We start from the raw sequence: 18,983 nt of genomic DNA on the forward strand, positions 1-18,983 counted from the left end.
TCACTCCTCCAGTCACTCCTCCGGCACGGAGATGACCGCGTGCAGCGGTGCCAGCAGCCGGTTGACCTCGCGCACGTCGTCCGTCGACGCCAGCCGGAGGCACTCCTGCGGGCTGGGGTCGAGCGGGCCGGCCGGGCAGCGGTCCTGGAACAGCTGGAGCGCCGGGCGGGGCCTGCAGCGCCTGGACGTCCACCACAGGCCCTGCACATCGCTGCTGCGTTCACGGATCACCCGTACCCAGTAGCGGGTACCCGCGTACTCGTCGGTGTCGATCAGCCAGCCGTCCTGCCAGACGGCGGCCAGCCCCTCGGCGGTCGTGAGGTCCACCAGGGTGAGGTCGGCCGTGGTGCGGACCGCCGAGAGGACGTACCGGGACGCCTGCGCCCACGGAATCTGCCGCACCCCGCTGCCGTCGCTGAACTCGACCGACCTCAGAAGCACTTCGGACAGCGCGGTGACGGGGTCGAGGGCCGCGTAGAGGTAGGGGTACGGATCCTTCTCGGTGGGATCGAAGCGGCTGCCCTTGAAGAACTCGTGCGCGACGCTCGGGTTGAACTCGCCGGCCGCGTACTGCTCCTCATGGCACCGCCAGACGAGGGTGCTCGCCGGCACCACCGTGACCAACGGCTTCATCACGGCGCCCCTGGGCGGAAGTTGACCCACCATCAGAGCGCCCCCACGAGTTCGGCGGCGGCGCGTTCCAGCTCCTCGTCGGGCAGGACGCCCAGCAGGTCCGCGGGGACGCCACCCAGCCACCGGTTGCCGCCCAGCCACCAGTCGGCGGCCCCCCACGGGTCCCGGTCCGCCCGGAGGAGTTCGTTGATCCGGCGGACGACGGGCAGCGGTTCGCCCGTGCCGGCCCTGAACTGAAAGCGTGGATAGCGGATTCCGCGGTCCGGATCGCGGAGTCGGATCAGACCGGCAGGTGTGTCCGCACCGCCGTGCAGCGCGGCGTGCTCGTCCTCGGTCAGCGCCGGTGCGGCGAGGAGCCGCCGGCGGGCCGCCCGCAGCAGTTCACCGGGGTCGGGCGGCGGGGTGCCGAGCACGTCGATCACCGCGTCGATCGTGGTGAGGCTGGGCAGTTCGTGGGTGCCGGAGGCGTAGCGGTGGCCGCCGAGCGCCTCGGACACCGCGTGGTCGGGCGGCAGCGCGGACAACGTCCGCCTCAGCCGGCGTACGGCGCGTGCGACACCCGGCGGGTTCCCGGCAGCGGCCTCCTCCTTCATCTCCCGCAAGGTGCGGGAGAGCAGATGCAGGTCGTCGTCGTCGAGCCCGGTGATGACGGTGGTCCAGTGACTCTCCAGGAGCCTGAGCAGCTCCTCCGACGTCATACGCGCTCTCCTTCCTGGGGCCGGGCGGAACGCGCCGCCGGTGCGGGGTTGCCGTGGTGGACGAAGGCCGCCCAGGTGTCGGGCCGGTCCCGGAAGTCCTCCGTGAGGCGGCGGGCGGAGATGCCCTTCAGGCCGCGCACGGTCGGCCGCTCGCCGGGCGCGGTGAGCATCCAGCGCTGGGCGGCGCGCAGCGCGTCCGGCGGGGCGAGTCCCTGGGCGAGCGCGTCGTGCAGGACGAGCATGAGCACCTCGGACTGCTTGTCGTCGACCTTCCAGCGGGAGCCGACGGCGTCGGCGGCGAGCCGGTGCACCATGACCGAGGTGACGGTCAGTGCCTCGTCGTGATCGCGGGTGGTGAGGTCCGTCTCGCAGCCGCCGCACACGACGAGCGGCCCGGCCGACCGGAAGGCGTCGCCCTCGGCGGGCGTCTCCAGCAGGGTGCTCAGCGTGAGGGCCCCACCGGAGGCGGCCTCGGCCGGCGCGGCCAGCTGGAGGGCCGACCGGGTCGGGTCAGGACCCGCGAGCCCGTGACAGGCGATGTGCACCAGGGAGGCGGGGACGGCGGCCCGGCCGCCCAGCAGGGCCAGCACCGTCTCCGGGGTGGCGGGGGCGTCGTCGGGGCGGTGGATCACAGCCCGCGGGTAGTAGACCTCGGCCAGCGTCTCGATCTCGTCCTCGGCCCACTCCAGGTCGTCCGTCCCGTGGAACACCAGGGCCGGCCGGTCGGCGGGGTCCATGCGCCGGCGGGCCGCGGCGCGCAGGAACTCCCGGCCGGACGCGGCGTGCGTGAGGACGGCGACCTCGCAGGCCCGCACGGCGCGCGGCGCGTCGTACGAGGCGGGCGGGCGCAGGACGGCCGCCTGCCAGGGCACGACCCCGAGTTCACCGCAGGGCACCAGGACCAGCCGTACGGCCTGGCAGCCGACGGCATCGGCGGAGGCGCCGAGGAAGCCGGCCTCGCCGAGGGCGCGGTCCCAGACCCCGAGGTGGTCCAGTGCGGGGCCGAGCACGTCGCCGGCCCACTCGCACATCCGGTCCAGGGCGCCGAGCCAGCGCCGCTCGGCGCGCCGGGTGTCCCTCGGGTTGACGGTGTCGGGGCTGTCGAGGGCGGCGGCCTCCAGGCGCTGCCGGTGCGCACCGGCCTCCAGGTACTCCGCCACGGGCGCGCGGCCGGCGGAGGCGAGGCCGGGCAGGGGCAGTGCCTCGACGGGGCCGTCGCGGGTGACGACCAGGACGGCCCCGTCCGGGCCGTCGACGCCGGGGACCAGGTAGAGCAGCGCGTCCGCTCCCGTCTCCCCCAGCCCGGCGCGCAGGTCGCCAACGGAGGCGAACACCGGCTGTACGTCGGCGTCGCCCTGCCCGCGCAGCACGTCCAGGGAGCGGCGCCGCAGGTCACCGGGGAGATCGGGGGCGCCCGCGCCCGCTTCGGCCAGCACCTCCAGCGGGGAGCGGTCCCGCAGGTCACCGGGGAGGCCGGTGCCCGTGCCCGCCGCGGCCGACAGCTCCAGCAGGGAGCGGTCGTCGGTCCGGTCCCACGCGCGGTCGGCCGCGGCGGCGCTGCGCCAGCGCTCGGCCAGTCGGGTCTCGCCGAGGGCCGTCAGGCGGTCGGCGACGCCCGACGAGACGGCCGCCGCGCCGAGCACCAGGGAACGGCCCGCCTCCAGACACGCGATCGCTTCCTCGGCGAGCCCGGCTCGCACCGCCCAGAAGGCCGCGCTGCGGCCCCGGTCGGCTGCCGCGCGCGCGATGCGCAGGCCACGGCGGACGCCCTGCTGGAGCAGTACGTCGTCGGCGGCGAGCCTGAGGGAGGTATGGGCAAGGCCGACGGCGGCACGCAGCTCGTCGGCGTCGGGCGTGTCCGCCCGGAGGGTGGCGCGCTTGGCCCGGAGCACGGCCTGGTCCCAGGTGAGGCGGGCGCCGCTGGGCGTGCCGTCGGGCAGTTCCGCCAGGGCCTGTTCCAGCTCCGCGATCGCCTCGTCCAGCGGCTCGGGGTCTCCGGTGAGCATGTGCAGGGTGTCCAGGGCGATGGCGATGCCGCCACGCGACCTGGGCCGCCAGTCGGGGGTGAATCCGGGGCTCTCCAGGGCCTTCCTGGTGCGCCGCACGCCCTCGGCGATACGGCTGGGGTCCGACTCGGCGATCGCCGTCAGGGTGATCAGCGGGGCCCAGGTGCCGTCGAGGACGCCGCGCAGGGCGGGCATCTCCACCGAAGTCTCCACGGCCCGCTGGAGGTGGTGTGCGGCCGCGCGCAGGTGGTCCGTCCTGTCGTGCGCCGACGGAGCGAGCACGACGCGGCCCAGATAGGCGCTGCCGAGCACGAAGCCGAGCAGGGCGCCGGTCCATTCCTCGGCGCCGTCGTAGGTCTCGTCCAGCTCCACTTCGCACAGGGCGTCGATGACGTCCTCCACCGCCCCGTCGTCGCCGCTGTCCAGGGCGGACATCAGCTTCTCGTTCAGCCGGATGGTCTCCCCGCACAGGCGCAGCGAGGCGGCGGTGCGGCTCGCGGGGTCGTCGTCCCACTGCTGCGCTTCGAGCAGGGCCCGGGCCATGTCCTCGTCCTGAAGGCTGCCACCGGTGAGGGCGGCCGCGAGAAGCAGTCCGGGTACCACTGTGCGGAGCCATTCGGCGTGCACGCGGCTGTCGAGTTCCCCCTTGGCATGAGCCTCGTGCATGAGCCGGAACGCTTCCCGGAACCCCTCCAAGTCCCCGGTGCGGGCGGCGAGGGTGGCATGGAAGAGGGCGGCGACCATCCTGGACGGCAGGGGGGTGCTGCCGTCCTCCCCCTGCGTGGGATCCCCCTCTCCGGACAGTTCGGCGAGCAGCCTGGGCAGTTCGTGCGGCGCGACGGTTCCGGGTGACATCACCTCCGCCAGGGCGAGGAGTTGGGTTCGGACGTGCTGGGTTTCCCGAGCTTCGTCGGGGTCGTCGAACGGCGCGACGCCGGTTGCCCCCGTCTCCGGGAGCGCCGCGAGGCCGTCCTCGAGCATGGAGTTCATCACCGGCATCAGGACGCGCAGCGGCGGCGGCAGCGCCCTGCCCGACATGGTGGCGAGGAGGTGCCGGACCCCTCTGACGACCGCGTCCGTCTCGCCCTTCAGCAGCGCATCGGTCAACGCGCCCAGACCCTGCAGATTGTCACGCTCTTCGGGTGTCATGCGCTCCTGGTGACGTTCGAGCAGCAGCCGCACGAGCAGACCGGTGTCCTCCACCATGCCCGAACCGCCGTGTGCGAGGGGGGTTCCGACCGCGAGCATGGACATCAGCTGGTCGATGGTCCAGTGGCTCTCGGCTCCGGGCGAGGCCTCGCGGTTCAGCCGCACCAGTCGCGAGCCGAGCACCAACACGAGGTCCCGGCGCGCGGCCTCCCGGTCCTCGTCGCCGAGCAGGGCCGACGTACGGGCCCCGTCCAGGATTCGCACCGCGCGCTCCCGGTCGGCAGGGGCGCACTCCAGGGCGAACCTCAGGGCGAGGCACCTCCCGAGACGTGCCTCCACCACCGCGGCCGTCGCCTCACACCCCTGTTGCTGCGTCAACTCGGCGTGAACCGACTCCAGTTCCTCGACCATCCCATCGAGCCCCGGCCCTCGCGTCCCCTCGTACTCGTCCGGGTCGAGCGGGACGGAGATCCCGGCCGTGCGCCCGAGCACGTCGGCGGCGCGGTCGGCAGCTGGTACGTCCCCGGCATCACTCATGCGTCATCCCCTCCGCCGTCATGGTGCCCGTTCCCCCCGGTCCGGCGGCCGGTTGTCGCGCGCCTCCTCGGCATCCTGCCGGACAACGCCCGGTTCCCGGACGGATTCCGCCCGATCCATGGGGTGTTGAGGGTCGACGGGAGTCCCGGGTGGGCGTGTTCGGGGCGTGATCGGCTCCGGCCGTGGCGCCGGACAAGGGAAGTCGCCATGCTGGGTGCCCGGGAAGAATCCGGGAAGGAGAGGATGCGGTGACGGACTCCGCACCGGCGCCGGGCGCCCTCGAACCGTACGTGGAGACGACTCGGGACGACTACGCGGCGAGCTACACGACCGGCCTGCGGGTCGAGGCCGCGGACGACGGGGTGGCGGTGCTGCACGGCCGATGTCCGCGCTGCGGCTGCACGTTCACCTACACGCACACCGACCGGGTCTTCCGCTCCCTGCGCCGGACGCCCCGGCCGACGCACGTCCCGGTGCTCTGCGAGTGCCAGGCCGAACACCCTGGGCGTCCGCCCGAGGAGAAGGGGTGCGGCGCCTACTGGAACGTCCTCATGGGGCGCACATGACGCCGGGATGGCAGGTACGGCCGGGTCCTCCCGCGACCCCCGCCGACCGGCAGGCGGGGCGGCTGACCAGGCAGCTGCTCGCCGGTGAGCTGGCCCGTGCCCGGGAGGCGGCGCTCGCCTGGCGCAACGGGCTCGCGGCCCTCTTCGTCGGACTGCTCAGTTTCGGCCTGATCAAGGGCCGCACCGACGTGGGGAAACTGGCCTCCCCGTACGACGCCCTGGTGGGCGGCGCGCTCCTGCTGTGCCTGGTGTTCGGCACGCTCGGCGCGCTGCTGCTGCTCCGGGCGGCGCACGGGGCACCCACCGGTGTCCGGCTGCCCACCGGCGTACCCGCGGCGGCCGCCGCGCTGCACCTGGGCGACCACATGGAGACCCGCCGCACGGTACGGGCCCTCACCCGTGGGGTCCTACTCACGATCGCCTGCGGGGCGATGCTCGTCACGGGGGTGGCCCTGACCTGGTACGGCCCCGAGAAGGACGGCCCCCGGATCCTGGTGCGCACTCCCTCCGGAGAGGTGTGCGGCGAGCCGGTGCGCACGGACGCCGGACGCCTGCTCGTGAAGACGGACACCGGCGAGGTCACGGTGCAACTCGCCCAGGCCGAGGCCGTGGCTGCGGTCGACACCTGTCCCGGGGGCGCGTCCTCCGAGTGACCGCGGGCACCGGAGCGGGCAGGGGCAGAGCGGAACGACCTGCAGCGGGGCGGGCCTCCTCCCGGTGGCAGGCCCCGCCGCCGACGGCGCCCGGCAATCCGGCCACCCGTCGAACCACCACTGTCGGACCGCGGCCACCGGGCGACCGGGGGTCAGTCGGACCATGCGCCGGTCAGAGCAGGCACCCGGACGGGCCGTCGGCGGCAACGCCTCACTCAAGCGACTCCGCCGCGTCCTCCCTCCACCGATCAGCAGCGCCAGCGAAACGGGCCGCAGCGGGGGCGGACCGCCTCCCGGTAGCAGGCCCCGCCGCCGACGGCGCCCGACAGACCGGCCGCCCATCGAACCGACCGCGGCCGAACTGGCCACCGGACGAACGGAGGTCGGTCAGACCGGGCGCCGGTCGACCGGGCGCCCGGAGGGGCCGTCGGCGGCAGCGCCTCGCTCAACCGACCGCTGCCGCGTCCTCCCTCCACCGATCAGCAGCGCCAGCGGAACGAGCCGCAGCGGGGGCGGCCCCCGGTGGCAGGCCCCGCCGCCGACGGCGCCCGGCAGACCGGCCACCCGTCGAACCGGGCACGGCCGGACCGGCCGCCGGAGGAACGGGGGTCGGCCGGACCATGCACCGGTCAGACCAGGCACCCGGACGGGCCGTCGGCGGCCACGCCTCGCTCAGGCAGCCTCCGCCGCGTGCTCCCTCCGACTGGTCAGCGCGTCAGCGGAACTGGCCCCAGCAGGGCGGGCCGCGGCAGGACGGGTTGCTTCCCGGTGGTAAGCCCCACCGCCAACAGCACCCGGCAGACCGGCCACCGGCCGGACCGGCCCCGCTCGCACCGGCCGCCGTCGGACCACCCACCGGCCGAACGGCGCGTCGGTCAGACAGGGCGCCGGAGCGGGCCCTCGCTCAAGCGGTTTCTGCCGGCTCCGGCGTCCCCGGCGTCTCCTCCCTCCGCCCGGTCAGCAGTGTCAGCGCCACGTACAGCACCAGCGAGGTGCCGAGGCCCACCGCCCAGCCGTAGTCGGCGAGGGACTTGAGTGCCGGGATGGGGCGGCCGTCGATCAGGGGGTGGAAGTCCGCGCCGCCGATCGCGAGGACGCCGCCGGTCACGAAGGCGACCACCGCCCGCCAGTTCCAGCCGCCGGCGTACCAGTAGCGGCCGCCCGCGCGGTACAGGTCGGCGAGGGCGAGGCGGGTGCGGCGCAGGATCCAGTAGTCGGCGACGAGGATGCCGGCGACCGTGCCGAGCAGGCCGCCGACCAGGCCGAGCCAGGTGAAGATGTAGCCCTGCGGGTCGGAGTACAGCTTCCACGGGAAGATCAGCACGGCGAGGACCGAGGTGATCAGGGCGCCGGTGCGGAAACTGATCCTGCGGGGCGCGACGTTGGAGAAGTCGAAGGCCGGGGAGACCAGGTTGGCCGCGATGTTCACGGAGAGGGTCGCCACCAGCACGGTGACCAGGGCGTAGATCAGACCGACCACGTTGTCCGTCTTGGCGGCGAGCTGGACCGGGTCCCAGACCGGCTGGCCGTAGACCGCCTGCGAGCCGGACGTGACGAGCACGGAGAGGAAGGCGAAGAGGGTCATCGTGGTCGGCAGACCGAGGGCCTGCCCCCAGGTCTGGGCCTTCTGGCTCTTGCCGTAGCGGGTGAAGTCAGGGATGTTCAGCGACAGAGTGGACCAGAAGCCGATCATTCCCATCAACGAGGGCCAGAACAGCTTCCAGAACTCGCCGCCCCAGCCCAGCTTGGAGGGCTGGTCGAACAGCGGGCCGACGCCGCCGGCCTTGCTGCTCATCCACCACAGCATCACGAACGCGCCGACGAGCACGAAGGGCGCGGCCCAGTTCTCGAAGCGGCGGATGGTCTCCATGCCCCGGTAGATGATGGCGACCTGGATCACCCAGAAGATCGCGAACGACAGCCACATGGTCCAGGCGTAGCCGCCGATGTGCGAGGCGTTCGCCCAGCTGTCGCCGATCAGCTTGCCGGCCAGGAAGTAGATGGCCTCGCCGCCGATCCAGGTCTGGATGCCGAACCAGCCGCAGGCCACCAACGCCCGTACGACGGCGGGCAGGTTGGCGCCGCGCACGCCGAAGGAGGCGCGGGCGAAGACCGGGAAGGGGATGCCGTACTTGGGTCCCGCGTGCCCGGTGAGCAGCATGGGGACGAGGACGATCAGGTTGGCGAGGGCGATGGTAAAGACGGCCTGCTTCCAGTCCATGCCCACCGCGATCAGCCCGGACGCGAGGGTCCAGGAGGCCGTGTTGTGGGCCATGCCGACCCACAGCGCGGAGAAGTTGTACGTCGTCCAGGTGCGCTTCGCCACGGGGACCGGGAGCAGGTCAGCGTTGGCGTAGGGGCCGCTGGGCTGCGGCGAACCAGGGGCGATCTCCACCCGGCCGTCGGCGCGGGTGACTTGAGCGGTCGGCGGTATGGCCGTGGGAGCGGTGTCGGTCATGAGCAGGCCAATCGAACAGAGGGGTGGGACGGGGATAGGCCGTGCGGGTGGCTCCGAGGGGGGTGCGCCCCGACCTCTGGCGAGGGGAAAGCGCCCTGGCCCCCTCCCCGGGACGGCGGGAAGGGGGAGATCAAAAGGTGGATCAACCGGTGTGCTGCGGTCAGGCGTTGACGGCCGGGATCACCGTCGTGCCGTAGGCGTCGATGGTGGCTTCCTGGGCGTCGTGCATGTCGTACACCGCGAACTGGTCGACGCCCAGTTCGCGCAGTGCGGTGAGTTTCTCGATGTGCTTCTCGGCGGGCCCGATGATGCAGAACCGGTCGACGATCTCGTCGGGCACGAACTCGGTGTCGGGGTTGTCGCTGCGCCCGTGGTGGGAGTAGTCGTACCCCTCGCGGGCCTTGATGTAGTCGGTGAGTTCGTCGGGGACCTGGCCGGAGTGCTCGCCGTACTTGGCGACCAGGTCGGCCACGTGGTTGCCGACCATGCCGCCGAACCACCGGCACTGGCCCCGCGCGTGGGCGAGCGCCTCGGGCGAGTCGTCCGCGGTGACGTACGCCGGGGCGGCCACGCAGATCGTCACCTCGGACGGATCACGGCCGGCGGCGACGGCCGCGTCCTTCACGGCCTTCACCATGTACTCGGTCAGGTACAGGTCGGACAGCTGGAGGATGAACCCGTCGGCCTCCTCGCCGGTCATCTTGAGCGCCTTGGGTCCGTACGCGGCCATCCACACGGGGAGTTCGGCGCCCGGCTTGATCCACGGGAACCTGACGACGGTACCGCCGAGGTCGGCCTCGTCGCCCCGGCCCAGGGCCCGGATGACCTTCATGGCCTCGCTGATTCGGGCCAGGGTGTTGGGCTTGCGGCCGGCGACGCGCATCGCGGAGTCACCGCGGCCGATGCCGCAGACCGTGCGGTTGCCGAACATGTCGTTGAGGGTGGCGAAGGTGGAGGCGGTGACCTCCCAGGTGCGGGTTCCCGGGTTGGTGACCATCGGGCCGACCGTCAGCTTCGAGGTGTTGGAGAGGATCTGGCTGTAGATGACGAACGGCTCCTGCCAGAGCACGGCGGAGTCGAAGGTCCACCCGTACGTGAAGCCGTTGCGCTCGGCCCGCTGCATCAGGCTGATGACGCGGGAGGCCGGCGGGTCGGTCTGCAGGACGAGTCCGAAGTCCATGGTGCGCCACTCCTAGGTGAGGTACTGACAGGTGGAGCGCGGGGTGTAGACACCGTGTCCGGCGTGTCCGGTGTACTCCCGCTCGGTGATGACGGGTTCGCCGCGCGAGAGAACGGTCTCGACCCGGCCGGTCGTCCGCCTGCCCTCGTACGCCGAGTAGTCGACGTTCATGTGGTGCGTCTGTGCGGACATGACCTGCTCGGCGTGCGGGTCGTAGATGACGACGTCGGCGTCGGCGCCCGGGGCGATGGTGCCCTTCTTCGGGTACATGCCGAACATACGGGCCGGGGTGGCACAGGCGATCTCGATCCAGCGGCGGCGGGAGATGTGCCCGTCGACGACGGCCTGGTGCAGCAGGTCGATGCGGTTCTCGACGCCGGGCAGACCGTTGGGGATCTTGGAGAAGTCGCCGCGGCCCAGCTCCTTCTGGCCCACGAAGCAGAAGGGGCAGTGGTCGGTGGAGACCACCTGGAGGTCGTTGGTACGCAGGCCCTGCCAGAGCTTGGCCTGGTGCTCCCTGGGCCGCAGGGGCGTGCTGCAGACGTACTTGGCGCCCTCGAAGTCGGGCTCGGCGAGGTTGTCGGTGGACAGGAACAGATACTGCGGGCAGGTCTCGCCGAAGACGTGTCGCCCCTCGTCCCGGGCCCGCGCCAGCTCGGCGACCGCCTCCATGGCCGAGACGTGCACGACGTACAGGGGCGCCCCGGCGACCTGTGCGAGCCGGATGGCGCGGTGGGTGGCCTCGGCCTCCAGGAGGGCCTTGCGCACCTCTCCGTGGTACCGCGGGTCGGTCTCGCCTCGCGCCAGCGCCTGTTCGACGAGGACGTCGATCGCGATGCCGTTCTCGGCGTGCATCATGATCAGGCCGCCGTTGTCGGCGGAGCGCTGCATGGCGCGCAGGATCTGGCCGTCGTCGGAGTAGAAGACGCCCGGGTAGGCCATGAACTGCTTGAAGCTGGTCACGCCCTCCTCGACCAGAAGATCCATCTCCTTGAGCGTCTCGTCGTTCACATCGGAGACGATCATGTGGAAGGCGTAGTCGATCGCGCAGTTGCCCTCGGCCTTGGCGTGCCAGGTGTCCAGGCCCTCGCGCAGGGTGCGGCCGACGCTCTGCACCGCGAAGTCGACGATCGTGGTGGTCCCGCCCCAGGCCGCGGCGCGGGTGCCGGTCTCGAAGGTGTCGGAGGCGAAGGTGCCGCCGAACGGCAGCTCCATGTGGGTGTGGGCGTCGACGCCGCCCGGGATGACGTACTTCCCGGTGGCGTCGATGGCCCGCTCGGCGGTGAACGCCTCGGCGGCGGGGGTGCCGGAGGCGGCGAGGGCGGCGATGCGGCCGTCCTCGATCAGCACGTCGGCGTGAATCTCGTCGGACGCGGTGATGACGAGACCACCGCGGATGACGGTACGGCTGCTCATGGTCCCTCTCCTGCCAGGGTGGACTGTGGGGTCAGGGTGCGGTCAGCGGCGTGTACGCCCCCGGGGCCCGGTCGCGGTAGAACTGCCAGCGGTCGCGGACCTCGCGGAGCTTGGCCAGGTCCAGGTCGCGTACGACGAGTTCGGTCTCCTTGTCGCTCGCCACCTCGCCGACGAACTGGGCCTCCGGGTCCACGAAGTAGGTCGTGCCGTAGAAGTCGTTGTCGCCCAGGTCCTCCACGCCGACCCGGTTGATCGCGCCCACGAAGTACTCGTTGGCGACGGCCGCCGCCGGCTGCTCCAGCTGCCACAGGTAGCGGGACAGTCCGCGCGAGGTGGCCGACGGGTTGAAGACGATCTCGGCACCGCCGAGACCGAGCGCCCGCCAGCCCTCCGGGAAGTGGCGGTCGTAGCAGATGTACACGCCGATCCTGCCGACGGCCGTGTCGAAGACGGGCCAGCCGCTGTTGCCGGGGCGGAAGTAGAACTTCTCCCAGAATCCCTGGACTTGGGGGATGTGGGTCTTGCGGTACTTGCCCAGGTAGGAGCCGTCCGCGTCGATCACGGCCGCGGTGTTGTACAGGACCCCCGGCTGCTCCTCCTCGTACATCGGCAGGACGAGGACGAGGCCCAGCTCCTTCGCGAGCGCCTGGAAGCGCTTGACGGTGGGGCCGTTCGGGATCTGCTCGGCGTACTCGTAGAACGCCTTGTCCTGGACCTGGCAGAAGTAGGGGCCGTAGAACAGCTCCTGGAAGCACAGCACCTGGGCGCCCTGCGCGGCCGCGTCGCGGGCCGCCTGCTCGTGGACCTGGATCATGGATTCCTTGTCGCCGGTCCAGGCCGTCTGGAACAGGGCGGCACGGATCACTCGGCTCATCGGGACCTCCGGTAGCTCGGTGTCCGGTGAGCCTAGAAAGCCGCGAGGGAGCCTTTGAGTGGCAGCGTGTCACGTCTGCGGGCGGTCGGCGTGCCACCGTGTCACGCGTCTGCGAGCCCATGTTTCACCGCCGTTTTCCCAGGTCGTAGCATGTTTCACCCCTGTTGCGCGTCGTGCGCGAGGAGCGCGATGTGCACGGAGGCCGCCTGCTCGAAGTCGTCGAGGTCGACGCCCAGCCGGGTCTGTATCGCCTCCAGGCGCCGGTAGAGGGCGGGCCGCGAGACGTGGTGGAGCTGGGCGGTACGGGACTTGTTGCGCCCGGTCGCCAGGTAGGTGCGCAGCACGTTCAGCAGCTCCTGGTCGGCCCCGCACAGCAGTCCGTCCAGCTCGCGCTCGGCGAAGGACTGCACCTGCGGGTCGTCCCTGAGCAGCCGGATCAGGCCGCGCAGATGGACGTCGCGCAGGCGTACGACGGCCGGCAGGTCGAGGGCGGCCGCCGAGTCGGCCACGGCGTCGGCGACATGCTGGGCCTCGCGCAGCCCGGCCGGCACGTCGTCCCAGTCGGTGCGCGGATCGGCGGCGGCGACCACCGTGTTCGGCAGGCCGGTCTCGGTCCGCAGCCGGGCCGCGAAGTGCGCGGTGAGCGCGTCGGCCTGCTGGTCGCGGGCGAGGCTGAGGAGTACGGCGGTGGCGCCGTCGGCCAGTTCGGCGACCAGCCCGGACAGGCCCAACACCCGCAGCATCCGCTCCAGTTGGTCCGGCTCCCCGGCCGGGACGACGAGGGGCACGAAGGTCCGCCGGTTCACCGGCAGCCCGGCCGCCCGCGCCCGGGGCAGCAGTTGCCTGGCCGGTACGACTCCGGAGACGAGGTCGGTCACCAGGCTCTGCGCGGACTGCTCCTCCCAGGTGTGGGCGGAGCCACCGCCGAGCATGCGGTGCAGCACCAGGGCCTCGGCGGCCCGGTCGGCGAGCAGCCGCCCGGTGGCCGTGTCGCCCCGGTAGCCGCACAGCAGCAGCCGGCCCCAGCGCTCCCCGCGGCCGCCCAGTTCGGCGTGGATCCAGCCGTCGCCCACACTGCCGCCGGCCTGCCGGGCGATCCGCTCCCAGTCGCGCAGCACGTCGTCCACGGCGGGCCGCTCCCCCGCCGTGGCGAGGACACGGTGGGCGAGGTTGGTGACGACGACCGGGCAGCCGCTGTGCTGGGCGACCTCGTCGAGCAGCCGCTGCAGCGGAGCGCCCGCGGTGATCAGCCCGGTGAGGGCGGTCCGTACGGTCTCCGACAGGCTCACGGCGGCGAACTTCCGACGTACCAGCCGGGACTGGACCTCCTCCGTCAACTCGGCGAAGGGGAAGGGCCGGTGCAGGACGACCATGGGCAGCCCGCACCGCTCGGCGGCCCGGCGCATCACCTCGGGCGGCGCGGGGAAGGCCCGGCCGAGCCCGAGTACGACGGCCGCGGCCTCCGCCCGGTGCAGGGACTGGATGTACTCGACCTGCTTGGCCTCGTCACCGGCGAGCAGCACACCGGTGGTGAGCACCATCTCGCCGCCGCTGAGCATCACTCCGACGTCGGCGGCCTCGGCGACGTGCACCCAGCGCACGGGCCGGTCGAGCTGCCCGGCTCCGGCCACCACCTCGGGCTCCCCGGCCTGCACCCGCTCCAGGGTGAGCACCTGGCGGACGGAGAGGGCGGGTTCGAAGCCGGTGTGCGAGGTCACCGAGGTGGTGGTCATGGCGGTACACCCGTTCTCTAGTGCGTGCTCCTCAGCGCGCGTTCGAGGATCGCCGCGCCCTCCTCGGCCTCCGCGACGGTCAGGGACAGCGGTGGGGCGATGCGCAGGGCGCTGGTGTTGTGGCCGCCGCCCTTGCCGATCAGCAGGCCGCCCTCGCGGGCCGCCTCCAGGACGGCGGAGGCCGCCTGCGGATCGGCCTCGTCCGTGCCCGGCTTGACCAGTTCGACGCCGATCATGAGTCCGCGCCCGCGCACCTCCCGCACGCCCGGCAGCTGGGCGGCGACGGCCCGCAGCCGCTCGATGAGCAGTCCGCCGACGCGCCGGGCGTTGCCCTGGAGGTCGTGTTCGACGAGGTAGGTGAGGTTGGCGAGGCCGGCCGCCATGGTGATCTGGGTGCCGCCGAACGTCGAGATGCTGTTGGCGTCCAGGCAGTTCATGATCTCGGCGCGAGCGATCACCCCGCCGATGGACGCGCCGTTGCCGATGCCCTTGGCGAAGGTGACCATGTCCGGCGGGCCGCTCTGGGCGTGCGCCTGCCAGCCCCAGAAGTGGTCGCCGGTACGGCCCCAGCCGGTCTGCACCTCGTCGGCGATCCACAGGATCCCCTGTTCGTTCAGCACCTCGCGGAAGGCCGCGTACAGCCCGTCCGGCGGGGAGGTGAAGCCGCCGACGCCCTGGATGGGCTCGGCGATCAGCGCGGCCGGCGGGCGGGTGTGCCCGAGGATGTCCTTCAGGTCCTCCACGCACGCGTCGATGAACCCGCGGTCGTCCAGCTCGGCGAACGGGCCCCGGGTGCGGACGCCGCCGTGGACGTACAGGGTCTGCAGCGGGGACAGCGAGGTCGGGGACCAGCCGCGGTTGCCGGTGATGCCGACCGCGCTGAAGGAGCGGCCGTGGTAGCTGTTGCGCATGGCCAGGACGGTGTTGCTGCGCCGGTAGGTCGTGGCGAGCAGCAGGGCGGTGTCGTTGGCCTCGGTCCCGGAGGTGGTGAAGAAGACGCGGGCGTCCGGGATGCCGCTCAACTGGGCGATGCGTTCGGCCAGTTCGACCATCGGCCGGTTGAGGTAGAGGGTCGAGGAGTGGAGGATCCGGCCGGCCTGCTCGCTGACCGCCTTGGTCACCTCGGGCAGCGCGTGCGCGGTCATGGTGGTGAGGATGCCGCCGAAGAAGTCCAGGTACTTGTTGCCGGCGGAGTCCCAGACATGGCGGCCCTCGCCGTGCGTGAGTTCCAGCGGCTCGTCGTAGTAGAGGGCCAGCCAGTCGGGCAGGACATTCCGGTGGCGGGAGTAGAGGTCGTTCACGGCTGCACCAGCCCTTCGTAGGCGTCGGGACGGCGGTCGCGGTAGAAGGCCCACTGCTGCCGCACTTCGTCGATGAGGTCGAAGTCCAGGTCCCGGACGACGAGTTCCTCGTCCTTGTCACTGGCGACGTCGCCGACGAACTGGCCGCGCGGGTCGACGAAGTACGACGTCCCGTAGAAGTCGTTGTCCCCGTACTCCTCCTGCCCCACCCGGTTGATGGCGGCGACGAAGTACTCGTTGGCGACGGCCGCGGCGGGCTGTTCCAGCTGCCACAGATGCGCGGACAGACCTCGGTGCGTGGCGGACGGGTTGTAGACCAACTGTGCGCCGTTCAGCCCCAGTTGCCGCCAGCCCTCCGGGAAGTGACGGTCGTAGCAGATGTAGACGCCCACCTTGCCGACGGCCGTCTCGAAGACCGGCCATCCCAGGTTGCCGGGTTTGAAGTAGTACTTCTCCCAGAAGCCCTTGACCTGGGGGATGTGGTGCTTGCGGTACTTGCCGAGGTAGGTGCCGTCGGCGTCGATCACGGCCGCGGTGTTGTAGTAGAAGCCGGACTGCTCGACCTCGAAGACGGGGACGACGACCACCATGCCGGTCTCGCGGGCCAGCTCCCGCATCCGCCGCACGGTGGGCCCGTCGGGCACCGGCTCGGCCCAGCGGTAGTGCTCCGGCTCCTGGACCTGACAGAAGTAGGGGGCGTTGAAGACTTCCTGGAACCCGATGATCTTCGCGCCCTGACGGGCCGCCTCGCGGGCGTGCTCCTCGTGTTTCGCCACCATGGACTCGGTGTCGCCGGTCCAGGTGGCCTGAACCAGTGCGGCACGTACGACGTTGGCCATGAGCTGCTCCTTCGACGCGACGTCCGAGCCTCTACGCCCGTAGAAACGGCCCGTAGAGGGTCGAAAGTAAGCCTCGATGAAGTCCTTGCCAAGACCATCGTCGTTAACCCGCTGAGTCGATCACGTTTCGCACTCCTTAGGGTGAGCAGAAGGACGCTCAGGCGGTGAATCCGGCGACCCTCAGGGCGTGCACCAGGTCCCAGTGGCGCTCCTCCGAGACACCTCGGGCGGCCTCCAGCAGGAGCGGGACCAGGCGGCTCGGGTCGGCTCCGGCGCTGCGGGCGGCCTCCTCCGGCGTCCGGACGCTCACGTAGGCGTCCAGCAGGGCCCGTACCTCGCGGCCACGCCCCTCCGCGTCCAGCCCCAGCACGGCGGCGCCTATCTCCTCGGCCGGCCTGGCCACGCCCTGCCGCAGCATCTGCTGCCCGTCCGCGACCCGCCCGGCCGCCTCCAGCGCGTCGGCGGCGGCGACCAGCCGCTCGGCGGGCAGTGAGGCGGCCTCCCACAGCAGCGTGGCCCAGTCGGCACCGAGCCCGGCACGCTGCAGCCGGTCCGCGAGCAGCGGGAACCGAGCGGCGGGCCACCGCGCGATCTCGACCAACAGCACGTGCGCCTCACCGGTACGCCCCTCGCGCCGCAGCCGCACCAACTCCTCCACGACCCCTGCGACGGCCGCCCCCGCCTCGGCATCCACCACCACCTCCACGGGCGCCTCAACCGCCTCACCCCCCTCCGCAGCCCCGGCAAACCGCGCCCCACGCGGGGTACGCCGCCCGACGGCCACCTCGGGTACGGCAGCAACAGGAGCCTGCGGCACGACGACCGGGGCGCCCTCGTCCTCAACCATCCCAGCGAACCGGGCACTACCGCGGCGCCGTTTACGGGGCTTGGCGGGGGTGGGCGCCTCAGGGGCGGGCACAGGGGTTACCTCGTGGGCGGGGGCTGCGGTGGGATGCGCGGCGGGCGGAGGAACTGCCGGGTCGGCGACGGCCCCTGCCGGGCGCGCCACCGGGCCGGCGTCCGCCCGGGTGGGCCAAGGGGCCGGATCCATCGACGGACCCCCCTGACCAACCACAGGGTCGGCGTACGACATCGCGGGCGGCGAGGCCGGACCCGGCGCGGACTCCGCCTGACCAACCACAGGGCCGGCATCCGACGCGACGGGCCAGGAGGACGGACCCATCACGGACCCGACCTGACGGGCCACAGGGCCGGCGTCCGGCGCGGCGGGCCGTGCGGCCGGATCCACCGCAGACTCCGCCCGACCAACCACAGAGCCAGCACCCGACGCGGCAGGCCAAGAGGAAGGACCCATCACGGACCCGGCCTGACGGGCCACAGGGCCGGCGTCCGGCGCGGCGGGCCGTGGGGCGTGGTCGGCGACCGGCCCGGCGAACCAGGAGTCCTGACCGTCACCGGCAGACGCGGCGAACCGTCCGTCGTGGCCGGCGGCCCGGGCATCGTGTGAGGGGAACGGGGCCGACCCGGCTCCACGCCAGGCGGCGCCAGGAGCTCCCGCCCCTCCGGGCGCGGCAGCCCCGCCGCCCCCGACTGCCGCGGCTCCGCCGAAGCCCTCCGCACCGGACGTACGAGACCCGCCACCTGCCCCGGCCCCGCCGTAGCCGTCAGCGCCGGGCGCAAGCGGCCCACCATCGCCACCCGCCCGCGCAGGACCGCCAAAGCCACCACGCGACGCCCGCAACGCACCACCGTCACCTACCGCCCCGCCACCGCCAAAACCCTCCGCACCAGACGCCCGCGCCCCACCGACACCACCCACAGCCCCGCCACCACGCAAGCCCTCCGCACGCGGAAAATCCTCCGCACGCGCCCCTCGCGACCCACCGCCCCCATCCGCCCCCACGGCGCCGCCGAAGGCCCCGACAGCAGCCCCATGGTGCTCCGGCGTCACCGATGCGCCGTCAGGGCCCGGCGCTCCCCCCTCGCCCCCACCCCGGGCTTCCGACCCGTCCAGGAGCGGTACTTCCACCGCCCTGCGGTCCAGGTTCGCCATCCTGGCCTGGAGTTCGGCGCAGCGGGCGGTGGCTCGTTCGTGGTCGTCGTGGGCCCAGGCGAGGTCCAGGCGGAGGGTGTCGGCCTCCTCGCGGGAGGGTGCCTCGGTGAGGAGGCGGTTCAGTTCGGCCTGGCGTTCCGCGGCGTACCGCTGTTCGCGGAGCATCACATCGAGCCGGTCGCGCAGGGCGTCCCGGGCGCCGGGCCGGGCGTCGTACGCCGAGACGGCGGCGGCGTGCAGGACGCGGGCGCGTTCCCGCTCGGCCGCGGCCGCGGCGGGGCCGAACGCCGCGTGGAGGTCCTGCAGCAGCGCCTCGACCACGTCCCACGGCGGCACCTCATGCCCGTCGAGGCAGGCCTGCATGCCCTCGGGGTCACGTTGCCAGAAGACCCCGCACCACCCGCCGCCCTGATCCAGGCGCCCCAGGAGGCCGTCCAGGTAGTTCGCGAACTCCCGCACCCGACCGGGGAGTTGATCCACAGCCATGCCCGACTCCCGCCCGACTGCCAGCACTCCGGCCGCCAGGCAACACCAGCTGTGTTACGGGCTTGCTACGCAGAGTTTTCCGGGAGTGTGCGGGCGGCTCATTGCGCGATCTTGACTCTTGCGCGGACCGGCGCACCGCTGGCGTGTTTCAGACACCCACCAGCACGCACTGCGCCACCAGGTCATCCATGGACAGCCCGAGCACCCGGGCCAGCGCGGCCACCGTGAAGAAGGCCGGGGTCGGCGCCCGCCCGGTCTCGATCTTGCGGAGCGTCTCGGCCGAGACGCCCGCCTCCGCCGCGATCTCGGCCATGCTCCGCCCGCCGCGCGCCTCGCGCAGCAACTGCCCGAGTCGTTCGCCGCGTTCACGCTCTTCGGGAGTGAGGGGGGTGCGCACCATGGCACCCATTCTAATACCGCCCCCCTGCCGCGCCCATACC

Annotated in this window: 14 protein-coding genes; 2 read left to right on the top strand and 12 right to left on the bottom strand. The window is 72.5% G+C overall.

All coding sequences use genetic code 11. From position 1 onward, the window contains the following. Positions 1-12 precede the first annotated feature (12 nt). From ACFY3C_RS19660 to ACFY3C_RS19670, 3 genes are read right to left on the bottom strand one after another with little or no spacing between them, the layout of a single operon-like run. Entirely contained in the window at positions 13-633 is a 621-nt protein-coding gene (locus tag ACFY3C_RS19660; RefSeq protein WP_390771641.1) for an RES family NAD+ phosphorylase, read from the bottom strand. Between the two features lie 32 nt (positions 634-665). Next, entirely contained in the window at positions 666-1,331 is a 666-nt protein-coding gene (locus tag ACFY3C_RS19665) for a hypothetical protein (protein ID WP_386576157.1), read from the bottom strand. Then, positions 1,328-5,023 (bottom strand): CHAT domain-containing protein, encoded by a 3,696-nt coding sequence (locus ACFY3C_RS19670; protein ID WP_390771642.1) that lies wholly within the window; start codon positions 5,021-5,023, stop codon positions 1,328-1,330. The genes ACFY3C_RS19665 and ACFY3C_RS19670 overlap by 4 nt, the downstream gene beginning before the upstream one ends. 248 nt (positions 5,024-5,271) lie before the next feature. On the opposite strand from ACFY3C_RS19670, the gene ACFY3C_RS19675 reads away from it, so the two are divergent. Beyond that, positions 5,272-5,589, top strand: coding sequence for a hypothetical protein (locus ACFY3C_RS19675; protein WP_386576159.1), 318 nt, complete (start codon positions 5,272-5,274; stop codon positions 5,587-5,589). After that, positions 5,586-6,242 (top strand): hypothetical protein, encoded by a 657-nt coding sequence (locus ACFY3C_RS19680; RefSeq protein WP_386576160.1) that lies wholly within the window; start codon positions 5,586-5,588, stop codon positions 6,240-6,242. Before ACFY3C_RS19675 ends, ACFY3C_RS19680 begins: the two co-directional genes overlap by 4 nt. Positions 6,243-7,146: 904 nt before the next feature. On the opposite strand, the gene ACFY3C_RS19685 is transcribed toward ACFY3C_RS19680, so the two are convergent. The 9 genes from ACFY3C_RS19685 to ACFY3C_RS19725 all read right to left on the bottom strand — a co-directional run bounded on the left by ACFY3C_RS19685 (position 7,147) and on the right by ACFY3C_RS19725 (position 18,943). Continuing rightward, a complete protein-coding gene (locus ACFY3C_RS19685; protein ID WP_390771643.1) occupies positions 7,147-8,700 on the bottom strand; it encodes an NCS1 family nucleobase:cation symporter-1 in 1,554 nt (517 codons plus the stop codon). A gap of 160 nt (positions 8,701-8,860) precedes the next feature. After that, positions 8,861-9,880, bottom strand: coding sequence for a TIGR03842 family LLM class F420-dependent oxidoreductase (locus tag ACFY3C_RS19690; protein WP_390771644.1), 1,020 nt, complete (start codon positions 9,878-9,880; stop codon positions 8,861-8,863). Between the two features lie 12 nt (positions 9,881-9,892). Beyond that, positions 9,893-11,296 (bottom strand): dihydropyrimidinase, encoded by a 1,404-nt coding sequence (gene hydA / locus ACFY3C_RS19695; protein ID WP_390771645.1) that lies wholly within the window; start codon positions 11,294-11,296, stop codon positions 9,893-9,895. A 31-nt stretch (positions 11,297-11,327) separates the two neighbouring features. After that, positions 11,328-12,170: a nitrilase-related carbon-nitrogen hydrolase gene (locus ACFY3C_RS19700; RefSeq protein ID WP_386576165.1), complete on the bottom strand. Its 843-nt coding sequence runs from the start codon at positions 12,168-12,170 to the stop codon at positions 11,328-11,330. A 155-nt stretch (positions 12,171-12,325) separates the two neighbouring features. Then, positions 12,326-13,903: a PucR family transcriptional regulator gene (locus tag ACFY3C_RS19705; RefSeq protein WP_386576166.1), complete on the bottom strand. Its 1,578-nt coding sequence runs from the start codon at positions 13,901-13,903 to the stop codon at positions 12,326-12,328. Between the two features lie 17 nt (positions 13,904-13,920). Continuing rightward, complete coding sequence (locus ACFY3C_RS19710) at positions 13,921-15,204, bottom strand: aspartate aminotransferase family protein (RefSeq protein WP_390771646.1); 1,284 nt, start codon at positions 15,202-15,204, stop codon at positions 13,921-13,923. Beyond that, complete coding sequence (locus ACFY3C_RS19715) at positions 15,201-16,043, bottom strand: nitrilase-related carbon-nitrogen hydrolase (RefSeq protein ID WP_386576168.1); 843 nt, start codon at positions 16,041-16,043, stop codon at positions 15,201-15,203. Before ACFY3C_RS19715 ends, ACFY3C_RS19710 begins: the two co-directional genes overlap by 4 nt. 157 nt (positions 16,044-16,200) lie before the next feature. Beyond that, positions 16,201-16,890: a hypothetical protein gene (locus ACFY3C_RS19720; protein ID WP_390771647.1), complete on the bottom strand. Its 690-nt coding sequence runs from the start codon at positions 16,888-16,890 to the stop codon at positions 16,201-16,203. A gap of 1,801 nt (positions 16,891-18,691) precedes the next feature. Next, positions 18,692-18,943, bottom strand: a complete 252-nt coding sequence (locus ACFY3C_RS19725; RefSeq protein WP_386576170.1) for a helix-turn-helix domain-containing protein — start codon at positions 18,941-18,943, stop codon at positions 18,692-18,694. Between the last annotated feature and the right edge of the window lie 40 nt (positions 18,944-18,983).

Origin of the sequence: Streptomyces sp. NPDC001410 (assembly GCF_042895235.1) — a bacterium.
In the GTDB taxonomy this organism is placed as follows: domain Bacteria; phylum Actinomycetota; class Actinomycetes; order Streptomycetales; family Streptomycetaceae; genus Streptomyces.

Coding starts and splice junctions, on each gene's coding strand:
- ACFY3C_RS19660 (WP_390771641.1), bottom strand. CDS start 633: ATGAAGCCGTTGGTCACGGTGGTGCCGGCGAGCACCCTCGTCTGGCGG.
- ACFY3C_RS19665 (WP_386576157.1), bottom strand. CDS start 1,331: ATGACGTCGGAGGAGCTGCTCAGGCTCCTGGAGAGTCACTGGACCACC.
- ACFY3C_RS19670 (WP_390771642.1), bottom strand. CDS start 5,023: ATGAGTGATGCCGGGGACGTACCAGCTGCCGACCGCGCCGCCGACGTG.
- ACFY3C_RS19680 (WP_386576160.1), top strand. CDS start 5,586: ATGACGCCGGGATGGCAGGTACGGCCGGGTCCTCCCGCGACCCCCGCC.
- ACFY3C_RS19685 (WP_390771643.1), bottom strand. CDS start 8,700: ATGACCGACACCGCTCCCACGGCCATACCGCCGACCGCTCAAGTCACC.
- ACFY3C_RS19690 (WP_390771644.1), bottom strand. CDS start 9,880: ATGGACTTCGGACTCGTCCTGCAGACCGACCCGCCGGCCTCCCGCGTC.
- hydA (WP_390771645.1), bottom strand. CDS start 11,296: ATGAGCAGCCGTACCGTCATCCGCGGTGGTCTCGTCATCACCGCGTCC.
- ACFY3C_RS19700 (WP_386576165.1), bottom strand. CDS start 12,170: ATGAGCCGAGTGATCCGTGCCGCCCTGTTCCAGACGGCCTGGACCGGC.
- ACFY3C_RS19705 (WP_386576166.1), bottom strand. CDS start 13,903: ATGACCACCACCTCGGTGACCTCGCACACCGGCTTCGAACCCGCCCTC.
- ACFY3C_RS19715 (WP_386576168.1), bottom strand. CDS start 16,043: ATGGCCAACGTCGTACGTGCCGCACTGGTTCAGGCCACCTGGACCGGC.
- ACFY3C_RS19720 (WP_390771647.1), bottom strand. CDS start 16,890: ATGGTTGAGGACGAGGGCGCCCCGGTCGTCGTGCCGCAGGCTCCTGTT.
- ACFY3C_RS19725 (WP_386576170.1), bottom strand. CDS start 18,943: ATGGTGCGCACCCCCCTCACTCCCGAAGAGCGTGAACGCGGCGAACGA.